Source organism: Nocardia yamanashiensis NBRC 100130 (assembly GCF_001613325.1).
GTDB classification, from domain to species: Bacteria; Actinomycetota; Actinomycetes; order Mycobacteriales; family Mycobacteriaceae; genus Nocardia; species Nocardia yamanashiensis.
In genome coordinates, this window is the sequence record NZ_BDCD01000011.1 from 35557 (window position 1) to 58888 (window position 23332).

General features: G+C 68.4%; 18 protein-coding genes. 11 read left to right on the forward strand and 7 right to left on the reverse strand.

Going from position 1 to position 23332, the window contains the following annotated elements:
- The first annotated feature begins 3 nt into the window (after positions 1 to 3).
- The 5 genes from NY1_RS10790 (at position 4) to NY1_RS10810 (ending at position 6905) form a co-directional block, all read left to right on the forward strand.
- Complete coding sequence (locus NY1_RS10790) at positions 4 to 1938, forward strand: alpha/beta hydrolase (protein WP_174567172.1); 1935 nt, start codon at positions 4 to 6, stop codon at positions 1936 to 1938.
- A 102-nt stretch (positions 1939 to 2040) separates the two neighbouring features.
- A complete protein-coding gene (gene hsaA / locus NY1_RS10795; RefSeq protein WP_067710805.1) occupies positions 2041 to 3204 on the forward strand; it encodes a 3-hydroxy-9,10-secoandrosta-1,3,5(10)-triene-9,17-dione monooxygenase oxygenase subunit in 1164 nt (387 codons plus the stop codon).
- A complete protein-coding gene (locus tag NY1_RS10800; protein ID WP_067710806.1) occupies positions 3205 to 4059 on the forward strand; it encodes an alpha/beta fold hydrolase in 855 nt (284 codons plus the stop codon).
- Positions 4060 to 4279: 220 nt separating this feature from the next.
- The gene (locus NY1_RS10805) at positions 4280 to 5209 is read left to right on the forward strand and encodes a family 2A encapsulin nanocompartment shell protein (RefSeq protein ID WP_067710807.1); all 930 of its coding nucleotides are present in this window, start codon (positions 4280 to 4282) and stop codon (positions 5207 to 5209) included.
- Positions 5184 to 6905: a family 2A encapsulin nanocompartment cargo protein cysteine desulfurase gene (locus tag NY1_RS10810; RefSeq protein ID WP_084534851.1), complete on the forward strand. Its 1722-nt coding sequence runs from the start codon at positions 5184 to 5186 to the stop codon at positions 6903 to 6905. Before NY1_RS10805 ends, NY1_RS10810 begins: the two co-directional genes overlap by 26 nt.
- Positions 6906 to 6914: 9 nt before the next feature.
- Here the strand turns inward: NY1_RS10810 and NY1_RS10815 are convergent, their stop codons facing one another.
- Positions 6915 to 7742, reverse strand: a complete 828-nt coding sequence (locus tag NY1_RS10815) for an NADPH-dependent oxidoreductase (protein ID WP_067710809.1) — start codon at positions 7740 to 7742, stop codon at positions 6915 to 6917.
- Positions 7743 to 7904: 162 nt separating this feature from the next.
- Between NY1_RS10815 and NY1_RS10820 the strand changes: the two genes are divergently transcribed.
- From NY1_RS10820 to NY1_RS10830, 3 genes are all read left to right on the forward strand, one after another.
- Entirely contained in the window at positions 7905 to 9350 is a 1446-nt protein-coding gene (locus NY1_RS10820) for an MFS transporter (RefSeq protein ID WP_067710810.1), read from the forward strand.
- 62 nt (positions 9351 to 9412) lie between these two features.
- On the forward strand, positions 9413 to 10117 hold the full coding sequence (locus tag NY1_RS10825; RefSeq protein WP_067710811.1) for a flavodoxin family protein: 705 nt from the start codon (positions 9413 to 9415) through the stop codon (positions 10115 to 10117).
- A 43-nt stretch (positions 10118 to 10160) separates the two neighbouring features.
- The gene (locus NY1_RS10830) at positions 10161 to 12140 is read left to right on the forward strand and encodes a S9 family peptidase (RefSeq protein ID WP_067710812.1); all 1980 of its coding nucleotides are present in this window, start codon (positions 10161 to 10163) and stop codon (positions 12138 to 12140) included.
- Here the strand turns inward: NY1_RS10830 and NY1_RS10835 are convergent.
- Positions 12137 to 12943, reverse strand: a complete 807-nt coding sequence (locus NY1_RS10835; RefSeq protein ID WP_067711430.1) for an IclR family transcriptional regulator — start codon at positions 12941 to 12943, stop codon at positions 12137 to 12139. The two genes, NY1_RS10830 and NY1_RS10835, sit on opposite strands and share 4 nt — an antisense overlap.
- Positions 12944 to 12991: 48 nt before the next feature.
- Here NY1_RS10835 and NY1_RS10840 point away from each other — a divergent pair, with 48 nt between their 5' ends.
- Positions 12992 to 14287: an alpha/beta hydrolase family protein gene (locus tag NY1_RS10840; RefSeq protein ID WP_067710813.1), complete on the forward strand. Its 1296-nt coding sequence runs from the start codon at positions 12992 to 12994 to the stop codon at positions 14285 to 14287.
- Between the two features lie 174 nt (positions 14288 to 14461).
- On the opposite strand, the gene NY1_RS10845 is transcribed toward NY1_RS10840, so the two are convergent.
- Positions 14462 to 16765, reverse strand: coding sequence for an ATP-binding protein (locus NY1_RS10845; RefSeq protein ID WP_067710814.1), 2304 nt, complete (start codon positions 16763 to 16765; stop codon positions 14462 to 14464).
- A 183-nt stretch (positions 16766 to 16948) separates the two neighbouring features.
- Here NY1_RS10845 and NY1_RS10850 point away from each other — a divergent pair, with 183 nt between their 5' ends.
- On the forward strand, positions 16949 to 17314 hold the full coding sequence (locus tag NY1_RS10850; RefSeq protein WP_067711432.1) for an MmcQ/YjbR family DNA-binding protein: 366 nt from the start codon (positions 16949 to 16951) through the stop codon (positions 17312 to 17314).
- 2 nt (positions 17315 to 17316) lie between these two features.
- On the opposite strand, the gene NY1_RS10855 is transcribed toward NY1_RS10850, so the two are convergent.
- Positions 17317 to 18021: a carbon-nitrogen hydrolase family protein gene (locus NY1_RS10855; RefSeq protein WP_067710815.1), complete on the reverse strand. Its 705-nt coding sequence runs from the start codon at positions 18019 to 18021 to the stop codon at positions 17317 to 17319.
- A 238-nt stretch (positions 18022 to 18259) separates the two neighbouring features.
- Between NY1_RS10855 and NY1_RS10860 the strand changes: the two genes are divergently transcribed.
- Positions 18260 to 19450: a lipase family protein gene (locus NY1_RS10860; RefSeq protein ID WP_067710816.1), complete on the forward strand. Its 1191-nt coding sequence runs from the start codon at positions 18260 to 18262 to the stop codon at positions 19448 to 19450.
- A gap of 62 nt (positions 19451 to 19512) precedes the next feature.
- Here the strand turns inward: NY1_RS10860 and NY1_RS10865 are convergent, their stop codons facing one another.
- From NY1_RS10865 to NY1_RS10875, 3 genes are all read right to left on the reverse strand, one after another.
- A complete protein-coding gene (locus NY1_RS10865; RefSeq protein WP_067710817.1) occupies positions 19513 to 20742 on the reverse strand; it encodes a bifunctional 3,4-dihydroxy-2-butanone-4-phosphate synthase/GTP cyclohydrolase II in 1230 nt (409 codons plus the stop codon).
- 131 nt (positions 20743 to 20873) lie between these two features.
- Positions 20874 to 22589, reverse strand: coding sequence for an MFS transporter (locus tag NY1_RS10870; protein ID WP_067710818.1), 1716 nt, complete (start codon positions 22587 to 22589; stop codon positions 20874 to 20876).
- Positions 22590 to 22668: 79 nt separating this feature from the next.
- Positions 22669 to 23301 (reverse strand): PadR family transcriptional regulator, encoded by a 633-nt coding sequence (locus NY1_RS10875; RefSeq protein WP_067711433.1) that lies wholly within the window; start codon positions 23299 to 23301, stop codon positions 22669 to 22671.
- Between the last annotated feature and the right edge of the window lie 31 nt (positions 23302 to 23332).

The following is a 23332-nucleotide window of genomic DNA, read 5'->3' on the forward strand; positions in this document are numbered from 1 at the left end:
CTGATGAGCAACGAGCCGCGCTCCAGCGATTCGCCCGTGCCCGAATCTCACGACGACCTGCGACCGCACCCCGGCGACGAGCTGATCCCGGAGTCCGGCGCGGACATCGTTGCCCCGCCGGTCGATTCGCCCTCCGAGCCGCCGGAGGAGAAGGCACCGGAGGAGCCGGCAACGGCATCAGCCGTAGCGATCTCCACGGCAGGCATATCGGGCCGGGCGCGGGCCTGGGGTGCGGTGCTGCGGGTCGAGCGGAAGCTGCGGCCCAGCTATCCCGGGCTGCTGGTGGCGGCGGTGTTCTTCGCCTGGTCGGTATCGCCTTCGCTGTTGCCGCGCAGTTGGATCTTTCAAGGTTTGGTGAGTGGGGTCAGCGCGGCCATCGGGTACGGCGTGGGGTGCGTGCTGGCCTGGGCGGTGCAGAAGTGGGTGCTGCCGCGGTTTCCGCGGGAGGCGGGGGCGATCGGGAAGTTCTGGCATCCGCCGTTGCGGACCCGGGAGATCAGCCGGTTGGTGATCCTGGTGGCGCTGCCGGTGCTGGCGGCGCTGATCCTGGCGCGGTCGGCGCGGTGGCAGCGGGATCTGGAGATCCTGATGGGGATGACGCCCGATACGACGTCGAGCTATCTGCGGACCGAGCTGGTGGCGGCGGGGACGCTGGCGTTCGTCATCGCGCTGTACCGCCTGGTGCGGTGGTTGCTGCGCACGGTGATCCGGGTGCTCAATATCGATTGGCGGATTCCGCGCGTGGTCGCCGTGCCGAGTGCGGTGGTCGTGGTGGTGGTGCTGGCGGTGCTGCTGTTCCAGGGCGTGCTGGCGAAAGCGTTCTTCTCGGTGGCCAATTCGGCGTTCAGCCTGCGGAACGGGAAGACGTCGGAGTATGCGGTGCAGCCGCAGATTCCCGAAAGGTCCGGGAGCCCAATGTCTTTGGCTGGGTGGGACACGCTCGGTTCGGAGGGGCGGTGGTTCGTGGCCAATGCGCCCAGTTCGGATCGGATCGCCGGGGTGACGGGCAAGCCCGCGAAGGAACCGATCCGGGTGTACGCCGGGCTGGAGTCGGCGCAGACGCCGGAGGACATCGCGGCGTTGGTCGTGCAGGAGCTGGAGCGCACGCATGCGTTCGAGCGGAAGGTGCTGGTGGTGGTGACGACCACCGGTACCGGGTGGGTGGATTCGACCACGGCCGAATCGCTCGAGTACATGTACGGCGGCGATACCGCCATCGCGGCCACGCAGTACTCGTATCTGCCGAGCGTGCTGTCGTTCCTGTCGGACAAGGCGAAAGCCACCGAATCGGGACGGCTGGTCATTCACGCGGTGCACGAGAAATGGGCGAGCCTGCCCGCCGATCAGCGGCCGAAGTTCCTGGTCTACGGCGAAAGTCTCGGCTCGCAGGGTTCGGAGGGCGCGTTCACCGGACTCGATGACATTCGCACGCTGGTGGACGGCGTGCTGTGGGTGGGCCCGCCGAATTCCAACCGCATCTGGACCCAGCTCGAGCAGCGCCGGGATCCGGGCACCCCGCAGATCCTGCCCATCTACGCGGACGGCCTCATCGTCCGATTCGCCGGCGCCGCTCCCGATCTGGAACGCCCCGATCGCCCGTGGGTGAACCCGCGCGTGGTGTACCTGCAGCACGCCTCGGACCCCATCGTGTGGTGGTCGCCGGATCTGCTGTTCGAACAACCGGATTGGCTGCGGGAACCGCGCGGCAGCGACGTCTCCAAATCCATTCGCTGGTGGCCCATCGTCACCTTCTGGCAAGTCAGCGCCGACCTCGCCCACGCCCAGAAGGTCCCGTCCGGTCACGGCCACCGCTACGGCACCCTCGTCCTGGACGGCTGGGTGGCCGTCGCACAGCCCGCGGACTGGAACCCCGACCTCGCCGAACGCATCCGCACGGCCCTCGACGAGGACATCGACTGGGAGTACGCCCACAAATAGCCAGTGGGAGCGCTATTCCGTTGACCGGGACTTTTCCGCCTCGCCGGGCCGCCCCGACCATAGCGTCGAGGGAGACCGTACGCACGAGGAGGAAACACCCGCATGACGAACAAGGTGCTCGATCGGGTTCGGGATCTGCTGCCCGCGATCCGGGAACGGGCGGTGGAGGCCGAAGAGCAGCGGCGGGTGCCCGACGCCAGCATTGCCGAACTGACCGAGGCCGGCGTGTTCCGCATGCTGCAGCCCGCGCGCTACGGCGGCGCGGAAGCCTCCCCGGTGGACTTCTACCAGGTGGTGCGGGCGGTGGCGACCGCCTGCCCGTCCACCGCGTGGGTGACCTCGGTGCTCGGTGCGCACCCGTGGCAGCTGGCGCTGTTCGACGATCGCGCCCAGGCCGACGTGTGGGGCGAGAACCCGGACGTTCTGGTGTCGTCCTCGTACGCGCCGACCGGCAAGCTGACCGTGGTCGAGGGCGGTTACGAGATCACCGGCCGCTGGAGCTTCTCCTCCGGCTGCGATCACGCCCAGTGGGTGTTCCTGGGTGCGATCACGCCGAACGGCAACGGCGGCATGGACTACTACACGGTCCTGGTGCCCCGCACCGACTACGTCATCGAGGACGTGTGGCACGTGTCCGGCCTGTCCGGCACCGGCTCCAACGACATCGTCATCGAGAAGGCGTTCGTCCCGGCCTACCGCACCTACAGCGCCGCCGATCAGGCCAACCTGGTGGGTCCCGGCCAGCAGGTGAATACCGCGCCGCTGTACAAGATCTCGTTCGGCAGCGTGTTCTCCAACACCATCACCGCGCCCATCATCGGTGCGGCCGAGGGCGCGTACGAGTCGCATCTGGAGCGGCAGCGCGAGCGGGTGCGCCTGTCCTACGGCGGCCAGAAGGTGTCGGAGGATCCGTTCGCGCATGTGCGAATCGCTCGCGCCGCCAGCGAGATCGACGCCGCCATCCTGCAGATGGAGCGCAATATCTCCGAGCAGCTGCGTTATGCCGAAGCGGGGGAGGAGATCCCGTTCGATTCCCGCCTGCGCGCCCGCCGCGATCAGGTGCGCGGCACCGAACGCGCTTTGGAGGCAATCGATCTGCTGTTCAAGAACTCCGGCGGCCACTCCATCCGCCGCCCGAATCCGATCGAACGGCATTGGCGCGACGCGCATGCCGGTAGCGTCCACGCCATCAACGATGTCGAGCGCGCGCTGGCCATGTTCGGCAAGGGCGCGATGGGCCTCACCGTCACGGATCGGATGCTCTAGATGACCTTGACTGCCGAGAACACCACTCGCTTCGCCACGGTCGGCGGCCACAAGGTCCGCTATCACGAGGCCGGCAGCGGCGAACCCCTGGTGCTGCTGCACGGTTCGGGCGCGGGTGTCACCGGCTGGGCCAACTTCGGCAACAACCTGCCGGTGCTGGCCGAGCGGTTCCGCTGCATCGTGGTGGATCAGCCCGGTTTCGGCGAGAGCGGCCGCGCCGAGGTGTACGACCGCAACTATCTGCGCATCTCCTCCGACGCCGTGGTCGGCCTGCTGGACGAGCTCGGCATCGGCAAGGCGCATCTGCTCGGCAATTCCATGGGCGGTGCGGTCGCCACCCTGACCGCGCTGGAGCATCGCGACCGGGTGAACCGCCTGGTGCTGATGGCCCCCGGCGGCGTCGGCGTGAACGTGCTCGGACCCGAACCGTCCGAGGGCATTTCGCGCCTCATGGAGTTCAATGCCGACCCCACCAAGGAGCGGGTGCTGGCGTGGTTGAAGACCATGGTCTTCAACCAGGCCGTGCTCACCGAGGAACTGGTGGAGCAGCGCCTGGCCACCGCCTCGGACCCGAACGCCATCGCGGCCGTGCGGGACGCCTACGCCACCTTCTACAACCCGAAGCTGGCCGAACCGCTCCCGCTGTGGGCGCGCCTGAAGGGCCTCACCAACGAGGTCCTCATGCTCTGGGGCCGCGACGACCGCGTCACCCCCGTGGAAGGCTCGCTCTTCCCCGCCCGCCAGCTCCCGAACGCGGACCTGCGCATCTTCTCCCGCTGCGGCCACTGGGTGCAGGTGGAGCGCAAGGACGCCTTCGAACGCGCCGTGATCGACTTCCTGACCCACGGCCTGTAGCGGTCGCATGTCCAGGAATGGCTTGGAGCGCAGTCGTTCCTGGACACCACCGTGGCACTCTTACCGTCGGAAACCGGCGGGATTAAGATGGATTTCGGTTCCCTCACTGTTAGCTGGAATGACACGCCCAGCGCGTGAGCTCAGCAGGACAGCGGTTCGTCGCGGCGTTAGCATAGCGAGCGCCGGTAACGGTTAATTTGCCTATCTGAAGGCGGTTTCCATGACGAGCGCTGTACCCCAGCCGGTTGCCCTGGGTGACGAGGCCGCGAGGACGCTGGCCAATGCCACCAAGACCGTGCCGCAGATGGAGTCGATCACTCCGCGGTGGTTGGTCCATCTGCTGAACTGGGTGCCGGTCGAGGCCGGTATCTACCGGCGCAACCGGGTGACCCACGAGCAGACCGTCGATATCAAATGCGACAACTTCGACGAGTCCCCGCTGCCGGAGACCTTCATCGACTACGAGAAGGATCCGCGCGAATATCGGCTCAAGGCCGTGCACACCATTCTCGATGTGCACACCCGGGTCTCCGACCTGTACTCCAGCCCGCACGACCAGATCGCCCAGCAGCTGCGGCTGACCATCGAGGCGATCAAGGAGCATCAGGAAGGCGAGCTGATCAACAGCCCGGACTACGGGTTGATCGCGAATGCCGCCGCCAAGCAACGGATTTCGACGATCGCCGGGCCGCCGACCCCCGATGATCTGGACAATCTGATCAGCAAGGTGTGGAAGGAGCCGGGCTTCTTCCTGACCCATCCGCAGGGGATCGCCGCCTTCGGCCGGGAATGCACCCGGCGCGGTGTGCCGCCGCCGACGGTCAGCCTGTTCGGCTCGCAGTTCCTCACCTGGCGCGGCCTGCCGATCATTCCCTCGGACAAGGTTCCGGTCGTGGACGGCAAGACCAAGTTCCTGCTCATCCGGACCGGTGAATCACGGCAGGGCGTGGTCGGGCTGTATCAACCCGGACTGGCGGGGGAGCAGGGGCCGGGACTCTCGGTGAAGTTCATGGGCATCGATCGCAGCGCCATCGCGTCGTACCTGGTGTCGCTGTACTGCTCGCTGGCGGTGCTGACCGATGACGCGGTCGGGCTGCTCGAGGGCGTCGAGGTGGACAAGTTCCATGACTACGCGCCGACCTACCGCTGACGCCGCGGTCCCGCCGGAGCCGGTGGTCCCGGCGGGGCCGGAATGGGCGGCGCTGTTGCCCGACGAGGCGACCCTGAATCGGCTTGCCGGGCAGTTCTTCTCGGCCGTGGCCGGCGCCGCACCGTCCGGGGCCCCGGTCGTCTCGGTCGGCGACCTGCCCGCAGCCGGGGCGGGCGCGGTGCCGCCGGGCGGACCGACGCCCGAACCCACCGTGCCCCAATGGGATCCGAGTCCGGCGGCCGGCGCCGGGTACGCCGCCCCGGCGTATGCCGAAGCGGTGCACAACGATCCGCTGCTGCCGGTGCTCCCGTCACTGGACGTCCCGTTGACGCCGACCCGCTTCACCGCGCCCCCGGCGTCACCGGCCGGACCCGCGTTCTACTTCCTGGAGCGGCCGCAAGCCCCGGCGGCTCCGGCCGATTCGCCGTTCTACTTCCTCGGCGCGGAGTCCGGCGGGCTCGCGCCCGATCCGCATCCCCCGTTCGACGTGAACGCGGTGCGCAACGATTTCCCGATCCTGCGCGAGCGCGTGAACGGGCATCAGCTGGTGTGGTTCGACAATGCCGCCACCACCCAGAAGCCGCGCGCGGTGATCGACCGCATCGCGCACTTCTATCAGCACGAGAACTCCAATATCCACCGTGCCGCACACGAATTGGCGGCGCGCTCCACCGACGCCTACGAGAACGCGCGGGCCACGGTCGCGCGCTTCCTCGGCGCCGGCTCGGCGGAGGAGATCATCTTCGTGCGCGGTGCGACGGAAGGCATCAATCTCATCGCGCAGACCTGGGGGCGCAAGCACCTGGGCGCGGGCGACGAGATCCTCATCTCGCACCTCGAGCATCACGCGAATATCGTGCCCTGGCAGCTGCTGGCCGCCGAGACGGGTGCGGTGCTGCGCGTCATTCCGGTCGACGACACCGGGCAGCTGCGGCTCGACGAATACACCCGCCTGCTGTCCGGCCGCACGAAACTCGTGTCGGTGACCCATGTTTCGAACGCGCTGGGCACCATCACCCCGGTCCGGGAGGTGGTGGCGGCGGCGCGCCGGGCGGGCGCGGTCACCTTGATCGACGGCGCGCAGTCGGTGCCGCACACCGGCATCGACGTCCGGGCGCTCGACGCCGACTTCTTCGTGTTCTCCGGGCACAAGCTGTTCGGGCCGACCGGCATCGGCGTGGTGTACGGCAAATCCGAAGTGCTCCAGGATCTTCCGCCCTGGCAGGGCGGCGGCAACATGATCAGCGATGTCACCCTGGAACGCTCGCTGTTCCAGCCCGCGCCCGGCCGGTTCGAGGCAGGCACCGGGAATATCGCGGACGCGGTCGGACTGGGCGCGGCCATCGACTATGTGCGGCGGCTCGGCATGGACAATATCGCCCGCTACGAGCACGGGCTGCTGGCCTACGCCACGCCCCGGCTGGCGGCCGTGCCGGGCGTGCGGCTGGTCGGCACGGCGGCCGACAAGGCGAGCGTGCTGTCGTTCGTGCTCGCCGGGTACGAGCCCTTGGAGGTCGGGAAGGCATTGAACGAGAAGGGGATCGCGGTCCGGGCCGGGCATCATTGCGCCCAGCCCATCCTGCGGCACTTCGGCCTGGAGGCCACCGTGCGCCCGTCGTTCGCCTTCTACAACACCTGCGCGGAGATCGACCGCATGATCGCTGCCGTCGAACAACTGGCCCGCGCCCGGAGGTGACGAGCTCCGCTAACGCAGCGGGAAGCCGTGCGCGGTCAGCTGTTCGCGCAGACGGTGGCGGCCGTTCAGCGACTCGGCGGACGCCAGCCGGGCCAGGGTCTGGTCGATCCAGGAGCGGGTGAGGTTCTGTTCGGCGAAGAACGTCACGATGCGGGTCTCGTAGTCGGCGATGTGCGCCAGCTGCCCGGCGGGATCGTAGGTTTCCTCGTGCAGGACCGCCGCCTGCGGCAGGCGGGGTTTGACGCGCGCGTCCTCCGCCGGGTCCGGCACGCCCACCACCAGTCCGGCGACCGCGAAAACGCCGGGCGGCAGGTGCAATTCGGCCGCCACCTGCTCCGGGTGGTTGCGGAGCGCGCCGATGTAGACGGTGCCGTAGCCCAGCGATTCCGCCGCCACCACCGCGTTCTGCGCGGCCAGCGCGGCGTCCAGGAAAGCGACGTAGCTGGTTTCCAGGTAGTCGGCGCCGTCGAGCGGCGTCCCGCGTTCGGCGGCCAGCTCGCGTACCCGGGCCAGATCGGCGGCCCATACCAGCAGCACCGGCGCCTGCCGGATGTGGTCCTGATCGCCCGCGAGCGCCGCCAGCCGGGCCTTGCGCTCCGGATCGCGGACGGCGATCACGCTCCACAGCTGCAGATTGGAGGAACTGGGCGCGGACTGCGCCGCTGAGACCAGCAGGCGCAGTACCGAATCCGGGATAGGATCGGGCAGGTAGCGCCGTACCGAGCGGTGCTCGTGCAGCACCTGCAGTACGGGATTCCATGCCGCGGGCGCGGTGGGTACGGGGTCGCCGTAGCGCTGGGCCACCGTCTGATCCGGTGCGGGTGCGGTCTGAGTCATGGCAGACAGCGTGGCCGCAGAACGCCGCGTAGTCAGGTATTAGGCACAGCGCGAGCCGAATTGCGCCGGCGCAACGATCATGGCGAGCGTAAATCTGTTGTCGGCGGAGCCGGGATCGCAGAATCGTCCGATGAATCAGGTTCGGGTGGCGGCGGTGCGGGGATGACCGATACGGCGGCCGCCACCGGCGCCGAGCGCTCCGCGATTGCCGGCGCGGCCGTCGCCCCCACCCAGCGGGCCGCGCTGTTGTGTTGTTACGCAGCCGGTTTCGCGACCCTGCTGGACGGCGCCGTGGTCGCCTTCGCCGCGCCCTCCGTGCGGTCCGCGCTCCAGCTGGCCGACTCCGACGTGCAATGGTTCCTGGCCGCGTTCTCGCTCATGTTCGGGCTCGGGCTCGCCCCGGCCGGACGCCTGGGCGACGCCTACGGGCGGCGCGGGCTGTTCATCGCCGGACTGGCGTTGTTCCTGGTCGGCGGGATCGGCTCGGCGGTCGCCTCCGGAGCATGGGCGGTGATCGGCGGCCGGCTCGTACAGGGTTTCGGCGCGGGGTTCATCAGCGCCCAGGTGCTCGCGGTCATCCAGGACGTCTTCACCGGTCCGGCCCGGCTGCGGGCGCTGGCCGGATACACGGCGGCGGGCGGCGCGGCGGCCATTGCCGGACCGCTGCTGGCCGGTGGTGCGCTGTGGCTGCTGCCCGCTGAAATCGCCTGGCGGGTAATACTTCTGCTGCCGATACCCTTCACGATCGCCGCCATCGTGCTCGGCATCCGCGGGCTGCCGGGGGCGCCGCGCCCGGGCCGCGCCGTCGACCTGGATCTGCCCGCCATCGTGGCGCTCGGCCTGCTCGTGGTCCTGGTGACGGTCCCGGTGATCGATCCCGGGCTGCCCGGGCTCGCCATCGCGGGCGTGGTCGCCGCGTGCGCGCTGCTGGTCGCCGGACTCGTCCGGTGGGAGCGGCACTACGCACGGCGCGGCCGGCTGCCGCTGTTCGCGCCGCCGTTGATGCGGTCGCGCGGGTACGTGACCGGTAATGCGGTGGCGTCGCTGTGGTTCGGCTCGGTGCTGGCCTTCGCCACCATCAAAACCATCTACTTCCTGCAGGTGTGCGACATGCTCGCCTTCGTGATCGCGCTCGGACTCATTCCCTCCGCGCTGGCGCGGATGATCGCGGCGCGCTGGGGCCAGCGGCTCTTCGCCGCCTACGGTCCGGCCCTGGTCACCTACGGCCTGGCGGGGCAGACCGCGTGCCTGGCGGTCAGTGCCGCCGCCGCGCTGTACTGGGACGGGAAGACCTTGTTCCTGGTCCTGTCGGCGCTCCAGATCGGCTCCGGCCTGTCCGGCGGCGTGGTGGAACCGCCGCTGCGCGCCGTCACCCTCGCCTTCTCGCCCTCCTCATTGCACGGCGTGGCGGCGTCGTTCCTGCAACTCACGCAACGACTTTCGGCGACCTTCTGTATCGCGCTCACCACCGGCGTGCTGCTGGCCTTCGGGGGCGCCGCGTCGACGCGTTCGCTGTGCTGGGCGGTGCTGGCGTGCGCGGCCGCCGCGGCCGGGGCCACGATCCTCTCGTTCTCCCGCCACTTCCGCGCCGATCGGTGCGAGGCATGACGAAACACTGACCGGACGCGCGGAACCGCCCGGGGGCGCGGGATCGCGCGGACACTGGGTCCATGCCGACCTATGACGACCTCCGCGCCCTGTTCATCAACTGCACGCTCAAACCGTCCCCGGAGATCAGCAATACCCAGGGGCTGATCGACGCCAGCGCCCACATCATGGAGAAGAACGGCGTCACGGTCGATCACATTCGCGCCGTGGACCACGACATCGCGCCGGGCGTGTGGCCGGATATGACCGAGCACGGCGCCGCCAGCGACGAATGGCCCGCACTCCAGGAACGGGTGATGGCGGCCGACATCCTGGTCGTGGCGGGCCCGATCTGGCTGGGGGACAACAGTTCCGTCACCAAGCGCGTCATCGAACGGCTGTACGCGAACTCCTCGATCCTCAATGCCGCCGGACAGTACGCCTACTACGGCCGGGTCGGCGGCTGTCTCATCACCGGCAACGAGGACGGCATCAAACACTGCGCCATGAACGTCCTCTACAGCCTGCAGCACCTCGGCTACACCATTCCGCCCCAGGCCGACGCCGGCTGGATCGGCGAAGCCGGGCCCGGGCCTTCCTACCTCGATCCCGGCTCGGGGGGCCCGCAGAACGATTTCACCAACCGCAACACCACGTTCATGACCTGGAACCTGATGCATCTGGCCCGGATCTTCAAGGACAACAACGGTTTCCCGGTGTACGGCAACCAGCGTTCGGAATGGGACGCGGGCTGCCGCTTCGACTACGAGAACCCCGAATACCGGTAGCGGCCCGAACCCGCACTTCCGGCGCGCGGGCTAACCTGGCCGGATGACGATCACCGAGTTGCCGTTCGGGTCCTGGCCCACCTCCATCACCTCCGAGAGCGTCGTCAGTGCCGCGGTGCGGCTGGGCGAGGTGCGGGTGGACGGGGCCGACGTGTACTGGTCGGAGGGGCGGCCGGACGAAGGCGGGCGGACCCAGATCGTGCGGCGCGGCGTCGACGGCGTGCGCGTCGATCTGCTGCCGGAGGACATGAACGCCCGTACCGCCGTGCACGAATACGGCGGGGCCGCATGGTGGGTGCGCGACGGCGTGCTCTATTTCGTCAATTGGGCCGATCAGCGGGTGTACCGGATCGAGCGGGACGGGGCGCCGGTCGCGCTGACCCCGGAGCCGGAGACGCCGCGCGGGGATCGCTACGGCGACGGCGCGGTCGGTCCGGACGGGCGGACCATGGTGGCCGTCCGGGAACACCATCCGGTCGGCGGACGCGGTGCGATCGATGTGCGCAACGAGATCGTGCGGCTGGCTACCGACCGGCCCGCGGAGCCGGAAATCCTGTTCAGCGGAACGGATTTCGCCGTCGCGCCCCGGCTGAGCCCCGACGGGACCCGGCTCGCGGTGGTCACCTGGGACCATCCTTCGATGCCGTGGGACGACACCGTGCTGCGGGTGCGGGAGCTCGCGACCGGTGCGGACACGGTGGTCGCGGGCGGTCCGGGGGAGTCGGTGCAGGAGCCGCGCTGGCAGCCGGACGGGTCCCTGCTGTTCCTGTCCGATCGCAACGGGTGGTGGAACCTCTACCGCTGGACGCCGGGCGGTGCGATCGAGGCGCTCATCGAGGTGGAGGCCGAAATCGGTGTTCCGGGATGGCAGTTGGGGTCCGCTCGCTACGCCGTGCTCGGCGACGGGAGCATCGTGTTCGCGCGCTGGCGCGACGGTTACGACGGGCTCGCGGTGCGTCACGCGGACGGTTCGGTGACGGAGCTGGACCTGCCGTTCTCCGCGATCGCCGCGATCGAGCGGGCGGCCGACGACGCGGTGGTCGTGGTGGCGGGCGCACCGACCACCGAACCAGGCATCTACCGAATCGAATTCGACGGCCCGGTGGTGCGGACCGAAACACTGTGCGCACCCCGCGAACTCGGCCTCGAGACCGCCGATGTCTCCGCGCCCGAACCGATTTCGTTCCCGTCGACGGATCGCACCGGTGCGCCGCGCACCGCTCACGCGCTGTTCTACCCGCCCGCGAGCGCCGGCTACCGCGGTCCCGGCGGTGCACTGCCGCCCCTGCTGGTCCTCATCCACGGCGGCCCCACCGCCCACGCCGTGCCGGTGCTGTCCCCGGCCACCCAGTACTGGACCAGTCGCGGATTCGCCGTCGTGGACGTCAATTACGGCGGCTCCACCGGCTACGGCCGCGCCTACCGCGAACTGCTGCGCGACGCCTGGGGCGTGGTCGACGTGGCCGACTGCATCGCCGCCGCCCGCTGGCTCGCCGACAACGGCCGCGTCGACCCGAACCGCCTCGCCATTCGCGGTGGTTCGGCCGGCGGCTACACCACCCTCGCCGCGCTGGCCCGCCCCGACACCCCGTTCGCCGCGGGCGCGGACCACTACGGCGTCGCCGACCTGGAAGCCCTCGCCGCCGAGACCCACAAGTTCGAGAGCCGCTACCTGGACGGCCTGATCGGCGCATACCCCGCCCAGCGCGACCGCTACCGCGAACTGTCCCCGATCCACCAGATCGACCGCTTCCGCAGCCCCTTGATCGTCCTCCAAGGCACCGAGGACGCGGTAGTGCCGCCCAACCAATCCCAGATGATCGTCGACGCCCTGCGCGAGCGCCGCATCCCGGTCGCCTACCTGCTCTTCGAAGGCGAACAGCACGGCTTCCGCCAAGCCGACAACATCCGCAAGGCCCTGGACTCCGAATTGAGCTTCTACGCCCAGGTATTCGGCTTCGACCTGCCCGCCGACGAGAAGATCGACCCCGTCACCGTCGAGAACCTCGGCGGGGCGAGCTAGGGGTCGATATCGGCGACCTCGAGTTCGAGGTCGCGCACGATGTGCTTCATGCGCGCCACCAGCGGTCCCTGCGCATGGTCCTGGAATCGGGCCAGCGGGACCGCCACGGCCAGTGCACCGAGCGGCTCCCCGCGCCGATTGTGGATGGCGACACCGAACGCCGCGATGCCCTCCTCCGTGCGCTGCACATTGAGTGCGAAACCGACCGCCGCCGCAGCCGCCAGATCGCGCCGGAACCGCTCGAACTCCGGTGGCGGGAGCCGGCGATCGCCCCACGGAAGTTGTTCCGGCGCACTCTCCTCGGGACGCAGGTACAGCCGCTCCAGGGCGTCGCGGGGAAGTTCGGCGAGCAGGATGCGGCCGCCGGCGGTGAGTTCCGCGTCCAGCACCTGCCCCCGCCGATCACCGACGCCCAGCGGCCGGTCCGCTTCCGCCGACCACAGGAAGCGCACCTGGGTGCCGACCCTGATGACCAGATTGACGGTCTCGCCGACCTGCTCGGCCAGCGTCTCCAGGAACGGCCGGCACCGATCCGCGAACGCCCGGGTCCAATCTTTTTGCGCGGGAACGGCTTCCAGCGCCGGCCCCGGGTGGTAGACGCGCTTCTCGTCCTGCACCGCAAATCCTCGATACACCAGCATGGCCAGCAGCCGGTGGGCGGTGGAGGGCGCGATGCCGAGTTCGCGGGCGGCATCGGTGAGCCGGAGCGCGCCGACGTCCCGCAGCATCTGCACCAGTCGCAGGGCGTTGTCGACCGACTCCAGCACATAGGCCGGACGCTCGATCGGCGCTCTTTTCCGCACAGCAGAACTGTATTGCCCGCCCGATCCGGGATCGATCACGGTTGGCCCATGTTCTCCCCGGATCGGCGCAGCCGCCGCAGCACAGCTCTCGGGTGGCTCGTTCGCCTGCCACTCACCCTCGCGACGGCCTGCGGACTGGCCTGGGCGGGCACCGTCCCGGTCGCCGGATTCCCGATCCCGGTCCCGGCGGCCGCCGTGCCCACGGCCGCCCCGCTCGGCCCGCATGCCGTCGGCGTGCACGTGCAGACCTTCACCTACCAGGACCGGCCGATGCGGATAACCACCTGGTATCCGGCGACCGCCACCGCGCGCGACCCCTACGTCACCCCGACCGGAATCACCGGCGCCGCAATCGAAGACGCGCCCGCGGATCGTTCCGGCGGCCCCTACCCGTTGATCGTGTTCTCACCCGGCCTGGGAACTCCCGGCGACGGCTACTACTTCTTCACCCAGAACCTGGCGAGCGAGGGCTACGTGGTGATCGGCATCGATCACTGGGATGCCGCGGCCACCACACCGGGCTGGAGCCTCGCCGACATACCCACGCTGCTGAGCGGCATTCCCACTCGCAATATGAGCGATTCGGTCTTCTCGGCCTTCAGCGACTGGTTCCGCCGCACCGATTTCGGCCTGACCTACCGTGCCCAGGAGACCGCCTTCGCGCTGGATGCCGCCCTCGCCCGCAACAGCGATCCGGCCTCCCCGCTCGCCGAGCTCATCGACCCGGATCGAATCGGCATGTCGGGTCACTCCCTCGGCGCCACCTACTCCCTGTTCACAGGCGGTATGTCGATCCGCTGCGAGGCGACCGACACCGCGCAGCGAGCGGACGCGAACAGCGGCGCGATGGCTCGCATCGACCCCTGCACCCTGCCGTCCGTCCGTGCACTGACCGATCCGGCTGCCATGCGCGATCCCCGCATCAAGGCCATTCTCGCGATGGCGCCCCCGACCTTCATCGGCCAGTCGAACATCGCGCGCAGCGCCGCCGATCTCCGTATCCCCGTGATGTTCATCAACGGTGACGATCCCTACATGGAGACCCCGCGAGACCCGCAGTGGGCCATCTATTCCGCCGCCGCCGGCCCGAAATACTTCGTCGAGATCAAGAACACCGACCACGCCGTAGCCTGCGACACCGTCTCCCTCAACCCCCTGCTGCGTTCCCTACTACCGTCCCGCAACCACCAGCCCGCCGAGTTCGCCGCCAAAGCCGATGCCTACATGCGATATTCAGCCGCCTTCTTCAACAGCTATCTCAAAGCCGGCGGCATGGCCGACACCGTCTTGACCGGCCCGCCGTCCGATCAAGTGGTGGCAGTGGAGCGCACGTTCTCGTCGTAGATTTCCTCCCGGTGCCAGGTGCCGGTGCCCGAGGTGTGCGCTGTGGTCAACCCGACGGGCTCAGGCGCTCGACCGGAAACGGGTTCCGGGGCGGCATGCGGCGTTCGCTCCGACCCGTCGCGGATGTGGATAGCGGCCATATACCAAAGCTAGCGCTGGTCGAGTGCAGATTGCTCAGAGGTCGTGTTCGTGGGCCCAGGCGGCCAGTTGGGTGCGGGAGGTGAGGCCGAGTTTGGTGAGGATGTGTTCGACGTGGGTTTCGGCGGTGCGGATGGAGATGACGAGTTCGGTGGCTATGCGTTTGTTGGTGTGGCCGGCGGCTACCAGGCGGGCCACGTCCTTTTGGCGGCGGGTGAGGACGTCGGCGGCCATGGGGGAGGGGGATTGTTTGGCGCGTAGCGGTTTTCGGGGCGGAGCGGGATCTGCGGCGGGGGTGGCGGACTCGCGGCGGAGGGCGTAGTCGATGGCTTCCTCGAGGCGGAGGTTGGCGCCGGCGCCGAAGGCTTCGCGGAAGGGTTTCTCGCCGAGGGCTTCTCGGACGGATTGGAGTTCCTTGTCGGCGATGACGCCGGTGATGGAGTGGGCCAGGCGGACCGTGCTGCGTTGCAGGGATTCGGCGGCGCCCATGAGGCGGGCGGCTCGCTCCAGGTCGCCGCGGGCGGCCTCGGTCCAGGCCAGGCCCTCGAAACCCGAGGCGAGCCAGATACAGCGTTCGAAGAGGGCCAGTTGTTCGATGGCGCGGGTGTGGAAGTCGGCGGAGACGTCGTTCTCGCCGCGCCGCCAGTGGTCGATGCCGACCGTCCACAGCGCCAGGCCGCCCAGCAGGTGGGAGCCGGAGGCGGTGGTGAGTTTCAGGAAACGTTCGGCCAATTCGCTGCTGTCGCCCGCCTTGGTGATCTGGGCGCACATGAAAGCGAAAGCGAGACTGTCCATTTCGATGGCCAGCTGACCGCTGTCGGCCGCGAAGCGGATGGCGTTGCGGGCCAACTCGAGCGCGGAGACCGGCTTGTTCTCGGAGAAGGCCAGCAGCGCCTCGTCCAGGGTCATCTCGGCCATGATGTGGGTATTGCCCACGGACGCACCGAGTTCCACGCATTCGACCAGCAGCGCGCTGGCCGCCTCCACATCGGAGAGCAACGCGGCCAGGGAAGCCGCGGAGGACAGCGCACGGGCGCGTTCCGCGGTCGGTTCCGGATTGCGGTCCAGGGCTTCGGTGAGCCAGCGGTAACCCTCGGACAGGAAGCGATTGTGCTCCCAGAACGGGCGCAGCACGGAGGCCATCTCCATGGCGGTGAGCGGGGAGTCGGCGAGGCCGGAGCGCAGGGCCGCACGCAGATTCGCGTGTTCGCGGGTGAGGTCGCGGAACCAGGCCACATCGTCGCCGGTCGGGTAGGCGGCATTGCCGCGCAGCGCCAAGCGCCGGTAGTGCTGGTGATGGCGGGCCCGGGCGGCCGGAGCCTCGCCGCGCTCGGTCAAACGGTCCGCGCCGAATTGGCGGATCGGCTCCAGCATCGAATACCGGCCCACCGCATCGTCATAGCGCGCCATCAGCACCGACTTGTCGACCAGCCCGGTGAGCGCCTCCATCAGCGACGCGCCGCCCAGATCACAGACGGCCTCGGCGGCATCGATGTCGAAACCGCTGGCGAACACCGAAAGCTGTTCCCACAGCCGCTGTTCGCCGGGCGTGCAGAGGTCGTAACTCCAGCGGATCGCCCCCTCGATGGTCTGCTGCCGCTGCGGCGCGGTGCGCGGTCCGGCGCTGAGCAGATCCATGGTGTCGTCCAGCCGCGCCACGATCTGCTCGGGGGTGAACACCCGCAACCGCAGCGCCGCCAGTTCGAGCGCCAGCGGCATGCCCTCCAGCCGCCGGCAGATCTCCTCCAGTGTGGCCCGGTTCGCGGCGGTCGCGGTGAAGCCCGGATTGGCCGCGGTGGCGCGCTCGATGAACAACCGCAGCGCGTCGCTGTCCTCGCCCGGGTCGGCGTCGTGCACCGACAGCGGCGGCACCGTCATCACCTGTTCTCCGGGAATACCGAGCACTTCCCGGCTGGTGGCCAGCACCCGCACGTCCGGGGTGGTGGCGATGATCCGCCCGACCAGCGCCGCGCACGCGTCGATCAGATGCTCGCAATTGTCCAGAATCAGCAGCAGCCGCTTGTCGGCCAGGAACTCGGTGAGCCGGGGCAGCGGCGCGGTCGATTCGTCGCGCAGCAGCAGCGCCTCGGCCACGCTCAGCGTGACCAGATTGGGGTCCTGCACATCGGCCAGTTCGACCAGCCACACCCCGTCCGGGAAGGCCCGCGACACCAGCTGCCCGATCTGCCGCGAGAGCCGCGTCTTGCCCATCCCGCCGGGCCCGAGCAGCGTCAGCACCCGCGTGGTCGGCAGCAGCCGTTTGGCGGTTGCGAGTTCGTCGCGGCGGCCGACGAAACTAGTGACCTCTTCGGGGAGGTTTCCGTTGACACGCCGCGCCATGTGCTCCAACCTATGTGATTTGCCCGGTTCCAAGCCAGCGCCCGGGCCTAAAACGCCCAATACAACCATGCTTTACAGCTATTACCGGGTGGTAGTGGGACCGGCTCGGGTCGCCCTAAACTCGATTCCGTGCCGAGACCACGCCGGGCCCGCCTCGACGACGTGCATCAGCTCGCGCTGGGCATGCCGCACGTGACCCTGATCCACGGTCCGAAGGGCAATCCCGTCTATCAGGTGGGCGGCAAGTCCTTCGTCTACTTCCGCACGCCCAGCCGCGACGCCGCCGATCCGCACACGGGGGAGCGCTGGGACGACGTCATCATCTTCTGGGTGCCGTCCGAAGCCGACAAGCTGGCCCTCACCCAGGACCCGGACTCGCCGTTCTTCACCACCCCGCATTTCGCCGGACACCTGTCGGTCCTGCTGCGCGGCGCGCACGTCGGCCAGGTGTCCCTGGCGGAACTGAGCGAAGTCGTCCAGGACGCCTGGCTCGCGCGCGCCTCGGCCACCCGGGGCCGCAAATGGCTGGCCGAGCATTCGATGCGGTGAGGTCAGCCGATATCGGCCGCCACCACCATCGCGCTGGTCCCGTCGGCCTCGGCGAGTAGTTCGCCGCCCGCCGCCCAGATGGCCGAGCGCCCGCAGCCGATCCATTCCCCGGCCGCGCCGACGTGATTGGCCAGCGCCACGAACATCCGATCCCGCTCGGCGATGGCCGGGTACACGGTCGCCCGCTCGGTCATCCCGGCTTCGGAGCCGTAGAGGGAACTGGCCAGCAGTACATCGCAGTCGTCGTCGTGGGCGCGCGCCGTGAGTTCCGGGAAGTGATTGTCGAAGCAGGTCGCCAATCCGAAACGGACACCGCCCAATTCGAAGCGGCCGTCGGTGTTTCCGGGCGTGAACACCCAGCGTTCCTCGGCGTACAGATGCTGTTTGCGATAGGTGGTCAGCAGGTCGCCGTCCGGTCCGAACACGAAAGTCGTAATGGCCGGGCCGTTCTCGGTGGCCGCCACGCCATTGACGACGGTGGCGATGCCTGCCGTGCGCAAGGGCGTCAGGCGCGGATCCTTCGGATGCGTCCACCGGGTCGGGTCGTGGGCGAGATCGTCGGGCTCGTATCCGGTCAGCGCCAGTTCCGGATATACGACCAGCTCGGCCCCGAGCTGTGCCGCCTCCTTGGCCAGCGCCGCCATCTGCTCCACATTGGCCTCGATGTCGACTGGAACGCAGGACAATTGGGCTACTGCGATTCTCATGCAGGAAAGATAGACGATGCGCCGGACGCGTTGAAGGCGGCTCCCGCCGCATTTCCGTTGTGATCGATGACATCGGCGGTGGGTCGCCATTGTCGTTTCGCCAAGTTCCCGCACCCTGGATTGGGCACTTTGACAGAAGAACGCTATTTTCACAGCGTCCTGTTGCGCCGGTCACTGTCGACCGGTGCACCGGATCGCTAGTCCCCCTAGGGTGTTCCCGCTGTTTCCGAAGGTTGGCATGTTGAGATCCGCTATCAAGATCATGATCTTGGTATTGACCGTTGCCGCGTCCGCCGCGTTGCTGAGCGCGCCCGCCGGCGCGAATCCGCTGTACCCCACGCCCGATCCGGACCCGTTCTTCCAGGCCCCGAGCGACCTGGCCGACAAGAAGCCGGGTGACGTGGTGCGGGTGCGCCGCATCGACCCGGGCTTCTACGTCCACACCGACGGCTGGCAGGTGGCCTTCCGGTCCACCAATTCGGCCGGCAATCCGATCATGGGCATGACCACCGTGCTCATGCCGCAGGGCGTGAAGAACCCGCCGCTGGTGTCCTACCAGGCGCTGATCAATTCCCTGGGCACGCAATGCAGTCCGTCGCGTTCGCTGTTCAACGGCGAGCTGCAGGACTCGGCGGGCGCCATGCTGCCCATCGGCCGCGGCTGGGCCATCTCCATGCCCGACTATCTCGGTCCCACGGTCGCTTACGGCGCGGCCAAGCTCGGCGGCATGGTGACCCTGGACAGCGTCAAGGCGGTGAAGCAGGTCAGCGAACTCGGTCTCGCCGATGTGCCGACCGTGCTGGCCGGCTACTCCGGCGGCGGGATGGCGACGTCGTGGGCGGGCGCGATGCAGCCGACCTACGCGCCGGATCTGAAGCTGACCGCCGTGGTGGCGGGTGGCATCCCGGCCGATCTGCGGGAAATGGCCCTGGCCCTGGGTTTCGACCCGCACCCCGGCTTCGGTCTCGCCTTCGCCGCCGCCATGGGCCTGGAGCGGGAGTACCCGGATCGACTACCGGTCTCCGATCAGCTCAACGAGAACGGGCTCTGGTTCCGCGATTTCACCAAGGACGCCTGCCGCCGCTTCCTGCTCTTCCACGGCGTCACCCGTAATGCCGCGCAGCTGGCCGCCTCCCGCGACATGATGAGCAGCCCCGAAGCGCACGCCGTGCTGCGCGAGAACAGCCTGCGCTACTCCGATCTGCTGCCGACGGTGCCCACTTTCTTCTGGCAGGGCCGTTTCGACACCATGACCTTCTTCGGCCCGGTCGAGGAAGTGGCGCAACGCTATTGCCAGGCCGGTGTTCCGCTCACCTTCAAGCCGTACGAGATCGCCGAGCATCTCACCACGGCCGTCGCGGGCTTCCCGGAAGCCTGGGAGTACGTGGAGGCCCGCTTCCGCGGTGACCCGGTGACCACCACCTGCTGAGACAGCGCTGTGCCCCGCCATGAGCAATCGTGGCGGGGCACAGTCGTTTTCGGGCGAGGGCGTCAGCGGAACCCGACCGCGACATCCGCCTCGGCCAGCTCGTGCCGCATCCGGTCGCGCTTGGTGCGCAGGTAGTGCACATTGTGCTCGGTGGGCTGGGTGACCAGCGGAATACGGTCGGTGACGTCGACCCCGTGCGCGGTCAGCCCCGACTGCTTGGCGGGGTTGTTGCTCAGCAGCCGAACCGAATTCACGCCGAGATCCAGCAGGATGCGCGCGGCCGCACCGTAGTCACGGGCGTCGATGGGCAGGCCCAGGCGCACATTGGCGTCCACGGTGTCGGCCCCGCCGTCCTGAAGTTCGTAGGCGCGCAACTTGTTCAGCAGTCCGATGCCGCGGCCCTCCTGCCCGCGCAGGTAGACAACCACGCCCTGCCCCTCCGCCGCAACGGCTTCCAGCGCCGCGTCCAGCTGTTCGCCGCAGTCGCAGCGCAGCGAGCCGAAGGCATCGCCGGTGAGGCATTCGGAATGCACGCGCGCCAGCACGCTTTCGCCCGATGGCGCGCCGTACACCAGCGCCAGATGCTCCGCGCCGGAATGCTCGTCGCTGTACCCGATGACCCGGAAATCACCGAAGCGGGTCGGCAGCCGCGTCTCCACGACCCGGGAAATGCCGTGCTCCAACTGTTTCCGGTATTCGATCAGGTCGGCGATGGAGATGATCGGCAACTCGTGCTCGCGGGCCATGACCAGCAGTTCGGGCAGGCGCGCCATGGTGCCGTCGTCGTTCACCACCTCCGCGATCACCCCGGCGGGCCGCAGCCCGGCCAGCCGCATGAGATCCACCGCGGCCTCGGTATGACCCGGCCGGCCCAGCACCCCACGGGGATTGGCGCGTAGCGGGAACACGTGCCCGGGCCGCGACAGCTGATCCGGGGTGGTGCGCGGATCGGCCAGCACGCGCATGGTGCGGGCGCGGTCGGCGGCCGAGATGCCGGTGCTCACCCCGGCGACCGCGTCCACCGACACGGTGTAGGCGGTGCCCTTGGGGTCCTCGTTGACCGCGGTCATGGGCGGCAGGTGCAGCCGGTCGCAGTCCTCGCCCGTCATCGGCACGCAGATGACGCCGCTGGTGTGGCGCACCAGGAAGGCGATGTTCGCCGGCGTCGCCAGTTCTGCGGCGAGGATCAGATCGCCCTCGTTCTCACGGTCCTCGTCGTCCACCACGAGCACCATGCCGCCGCGCGCGATCGCGGCCACCGCGGTTGCGATGCTGTCGAGTTCACCGGTCATCGTCGACCACCTCCTTCAGTACTTCTAATCGAAATATGACTGACGAAGAACAACGAGGTGGGGTCCCGCTCACCGGTACGAAAAAGGCCCGGAAGCCGAAGCTTCCGGGCCTTGGACGAGGCAGTGGCGACCTAGTGGGCCGTACCGCCGGTGGCCGGGGTGCGGCCGTGCTTCATGATCACCGTGCCGATCAGGGCGACGACCGCCGCGATCGCGATGAAGTAGAAGCTGATCTCATAGCCCTTGTCGGCGTAGAGCAGATCCACGTCCTTGGTGACCGTGGGCGCGCCCATCACCGCCACATCCACCTTGACCGGATTGGCATTGAGGAAGGCCGTCGCCACCGCGAGACCGATCGCCGCGCCCATGGCCTGCATGACGCCCAGCATGCCCGCGCTGATGCCCTGCTGTTCGGCGGGCACACCCTCGACTATGAGGTTGGGCGTGGCCGCGTAATAGAGGCCGAAGGCGATGCCGAACACGGCGCTCACGATGGCCAGCACGCCCCAGGTGTGGGCGAGCAGCGCGTAGGCGATGGAGGAGCCGACGAAGATGACCAGCGCCAGGATGAGCGGTTGGCGCGCACCGAGTTTGCGGATCCACAGACCGCCGAGGAAACCGAAGACCATGGAGATGATCGACTGCAACAGGGCGATATGGGTGGCGAACTTCAGCAGCGAGAAACCGTCACCGTAGGTGTAGCCCGGATTCAGATCCACCTTCACCATGTCCGGCGGCAGCTGCGAGAGCACCATTTCCTCCGGCACCTTCACCGCGCCCGGCGGCAGTTCCACGCCCGGGGGCAGCTGTGCCTTGGCGGCGGCCTCGGCCTGTGCCTGAGCCTGTTGCAGCGCACCGGTCTTCACCTGTTCCCAGGTGGCGGCCTTGACCTGCTCGACCACCTCGGAGGCCGGCGGCGACTGGGTCATGTAACCGACCGCGTAGGACTGGTAGCCGATGGTGAAGGACGCCAGCAGCGCGATGAACAGCACCACGCTCACGCGCGGGGTGAACAGCAGCTTCATATCCATGATCGGCTGCTTGACCCGCAGCTCGATGACCGGGAACAGCGCCAGCAGCGCCAGGCCGCCGATGAGGTACGCCAGCGAGGACGGCTTGGTCCAGCCCCACGCCTGACCGTTGTCCAGGTACACCAGCGTCAGCACCAGGCCCGCGCCGAGCACGGCCGCGCCGATGAAGTCCAGCTTCTGCGGCACCCGCAGTTTCGACTCCGGGACGATCGCGATCACCAGCGGAATCATCACGACGGTGAAGACGAACAGGAACCAGAAGATGGCCCGCCAGCTGTAGTGCTCCACGATCCAGCCGCCGATCAGCGGACCCGCCAGCGCCGAGACGCCGAGGCCGGTGGAGGCGACGCCCAGGCCGACCGGCACCAGATGCCGCGGCATCAGATCGCGGATCAGGCCGTAGGAGATGACCGCCGTCGCGATGGCCGTCGCCTGCAGACCGCGGCCCACCAGGAACAGCATCCAGTTGCTGGTGACCGCGCAGATGGCGCAGCCGATCATGAACAGCACGCCGCAGACCAGGAACATCCGCTTCTTGCCCACGATGTCGCTGAGCTTGCCGATCAACGGGGACGCGGCGGCGCCGATGACGCCGAAGATGATGATGGCCCAGTTGATGTTCGCGCCGTGACCGGGGAAGGTCGGCGCGATCTGGCGCAGCGCCGCGGAGACCATGACGTACTGCATGGGCGCGACCTCGGTGAACAGCACGATCACCGCGAGAACAGAGAAGATCCGCAGCTTCGACGCACCGTCGAGACGGCCGGTGTCGTCAACGGGGCCCGAAGGCACCGCGGTGTCGACGGAGGTGGACATATTGCGTCCTCCAATGGGTAGGTAACACGATTCGTGAACCGTGTCACACCCTGGTTTAGCCGACTATCGCTGTGCCCATTCAGTGGGAATCTTCCGAAAACTGCTTGCCGGCGGCTTTTCGGCGGCTACGCTTCCTGGCCAGTTTCTCCATATCGGCGAGCAAGTCCTCGGCGAATTCCTTCTCCGCCTCGTAATGCCTTACGCACCACTTCAATACCGCGCTCGGATACGCCCAGTCCGGATTCGCTTCCGCGCCGTCGGCGTCGGCCTGCGCCCGGCGGCGCATCTTCTCGGTGTATTCGATGTGCTGGGTGAGGATCTCGCGCATGCGCTCCGGTTCGGCCAGATGGCCCAGCCAGGCCCGCAGCATCACACTGTGTTTCAGCACCGGCGCCTCCACCGGTGAATGATTCACCCAGTGCGAGGCGGCTTCCCGGCCGCTCTCGGTAATGGCGTACATGCGTTTGCCGCGCATTCCGTCCTCGGACACCACGGTTCGCGATACCGCGAAGCCGTGCTTCTCGAGCCGTTTCAGCTCGGCGTAGATCTGGCTGAACGACGGGCTCCAGTAGAAGAACTGCAAACTCCAGTCGGCCCACTTCTTCAGGTCGTAACCGGAGAGTTCCTCTGCGTGCGAGAGCATTCCGAGCACGGCCCAGGCCGTGGTGGGCAGCTCCGGAATCGCGTCGGATTCAGCGACACCATCGGTCATCATCGAACTGTATCGCCCCCGCAAATTCCCG

Excerpts from the sequence above, each read along its gene's own strand:
- NY1_RS10820 (WP_067710810.1), top strand. The coding sequence starts at position 7,905 with ATGACCGATACGGCGGCCGCCACCGGCGCCGAGCGCTCCGCGATTGCC.
- NY1_RS10860 (WP_067710816.1), top strand. The coding sequence starts at position 18,260 with ATGTTGAGATCCGCTATCAAGATCATGATCTTGGTATTGACCGTTGCC.
- NY1_RS10870 (WP_067710818.1), bottom strand. The coding sequence starts at position 22,589 with ATGTCCACCTCCGTCGACACCGCGGTGCCTTCGGGCCCCGTTGACGAC.
- NY1_RS10815 (WP_067710809.1), bottom strand. The coding sequence starts at position 7,742 with ATGACTCAGACCGCACCCGCACCGGATCAGACGGTGGCCCAGCGCTAC.
- NY1_RS10830 (WP_067710812.1), top strand. The coding sequence starts at position 10,161 with ATGACGATCACCGAGTTGCCGTTCGGGTCCTGGCCCACCTCCATCACC.
- NY1_RS10810 (WP_084534851.1), top strand. The coding sequence starts at position 5,184 with ATGACTACGCGCCGACCTACCGCTGACGCCGCGGTCCCGCCGGAGCCG.
- NY1_RS10855 (WP_067710815.1), bottom strand. The coding sequence starts at position 18,021 with ATGAGAATCGCAGTAGCCCAATTGTCCTGCGTTCCAGTCGACATCGAG.
- NY1_RS10800 (WP_067710806.1), top strand. The coding sequence starts at position 3,205 with ATGACCTTGACTGCCGAGAACACCACTCGCTTCGCCACGGTCGGCGGC.
- NY1_RS10875 (WP_067711433.1), bottom strand. The coding sequence starts at position 23,301 with ATGACCGATGGTGTCGCTGAATCCGACGCGATTCCGGAGCTGCCCACC.
- NY1_RS10865 (WP_067710817.1), bottom strand. The coding sequence starts at position 20,742 with ATGACCGGTGAACTCGACAGCATCGCAACCGCGGTGGCCGCGATCGCG.
- NY1_RS10850 (WP_067711432.1), top strand. The coding sequence starts at position 16,949 with ATGCCGCACGTGACCCTGATCCACGGTCCGAAGGGCAATCCCGTCTAT.
- NY1_RS10790 (WP_174567172.1), top strand. The coding sequence starts at position 4 with ATGAGCAACGAGCCGCGCTCCAGCGATTCGCCCGTGCCCGAATCTCAC.
- NY1_RS10825 (WP_067710811.1), top strand. The coding sequence starts at position 9,413 with ATGCCGACCTATGACGACCTCCGCGCCCTGTTCATCAACTGCACGCTC.
- NY1_RS10845 (WP_067710814.1), bottom strand. The coding sequence starts at position 16,765 with ATGGCGCGGCGTGTCAACGGAAACCTCCCCGAAGAGGTCACTAGTTTC.
- hsaA (WP_067710805.1), top strand. The coding sequence starts at position 2,041 with ATGACGAACAAGGTGCTCGATCGGGTTCGGGATCTGCTGCCCGCGATC.
- NY1_RS10805 (WP_067710807.1), top strand. The coding sequence starts at position 4,280 with ATGACGAGCGCTGTACCCCAGCCGGTTGCCCTGGGTGACGAGGCCGCG.
- NY1_RS10840 (WP_067710813.1), top strand. The coding sequence starts at position 12,992 with ATGTTCTCCCCGGATCGGCGCAGCCGCCGCAGCACAGCTCTCGGGTGG.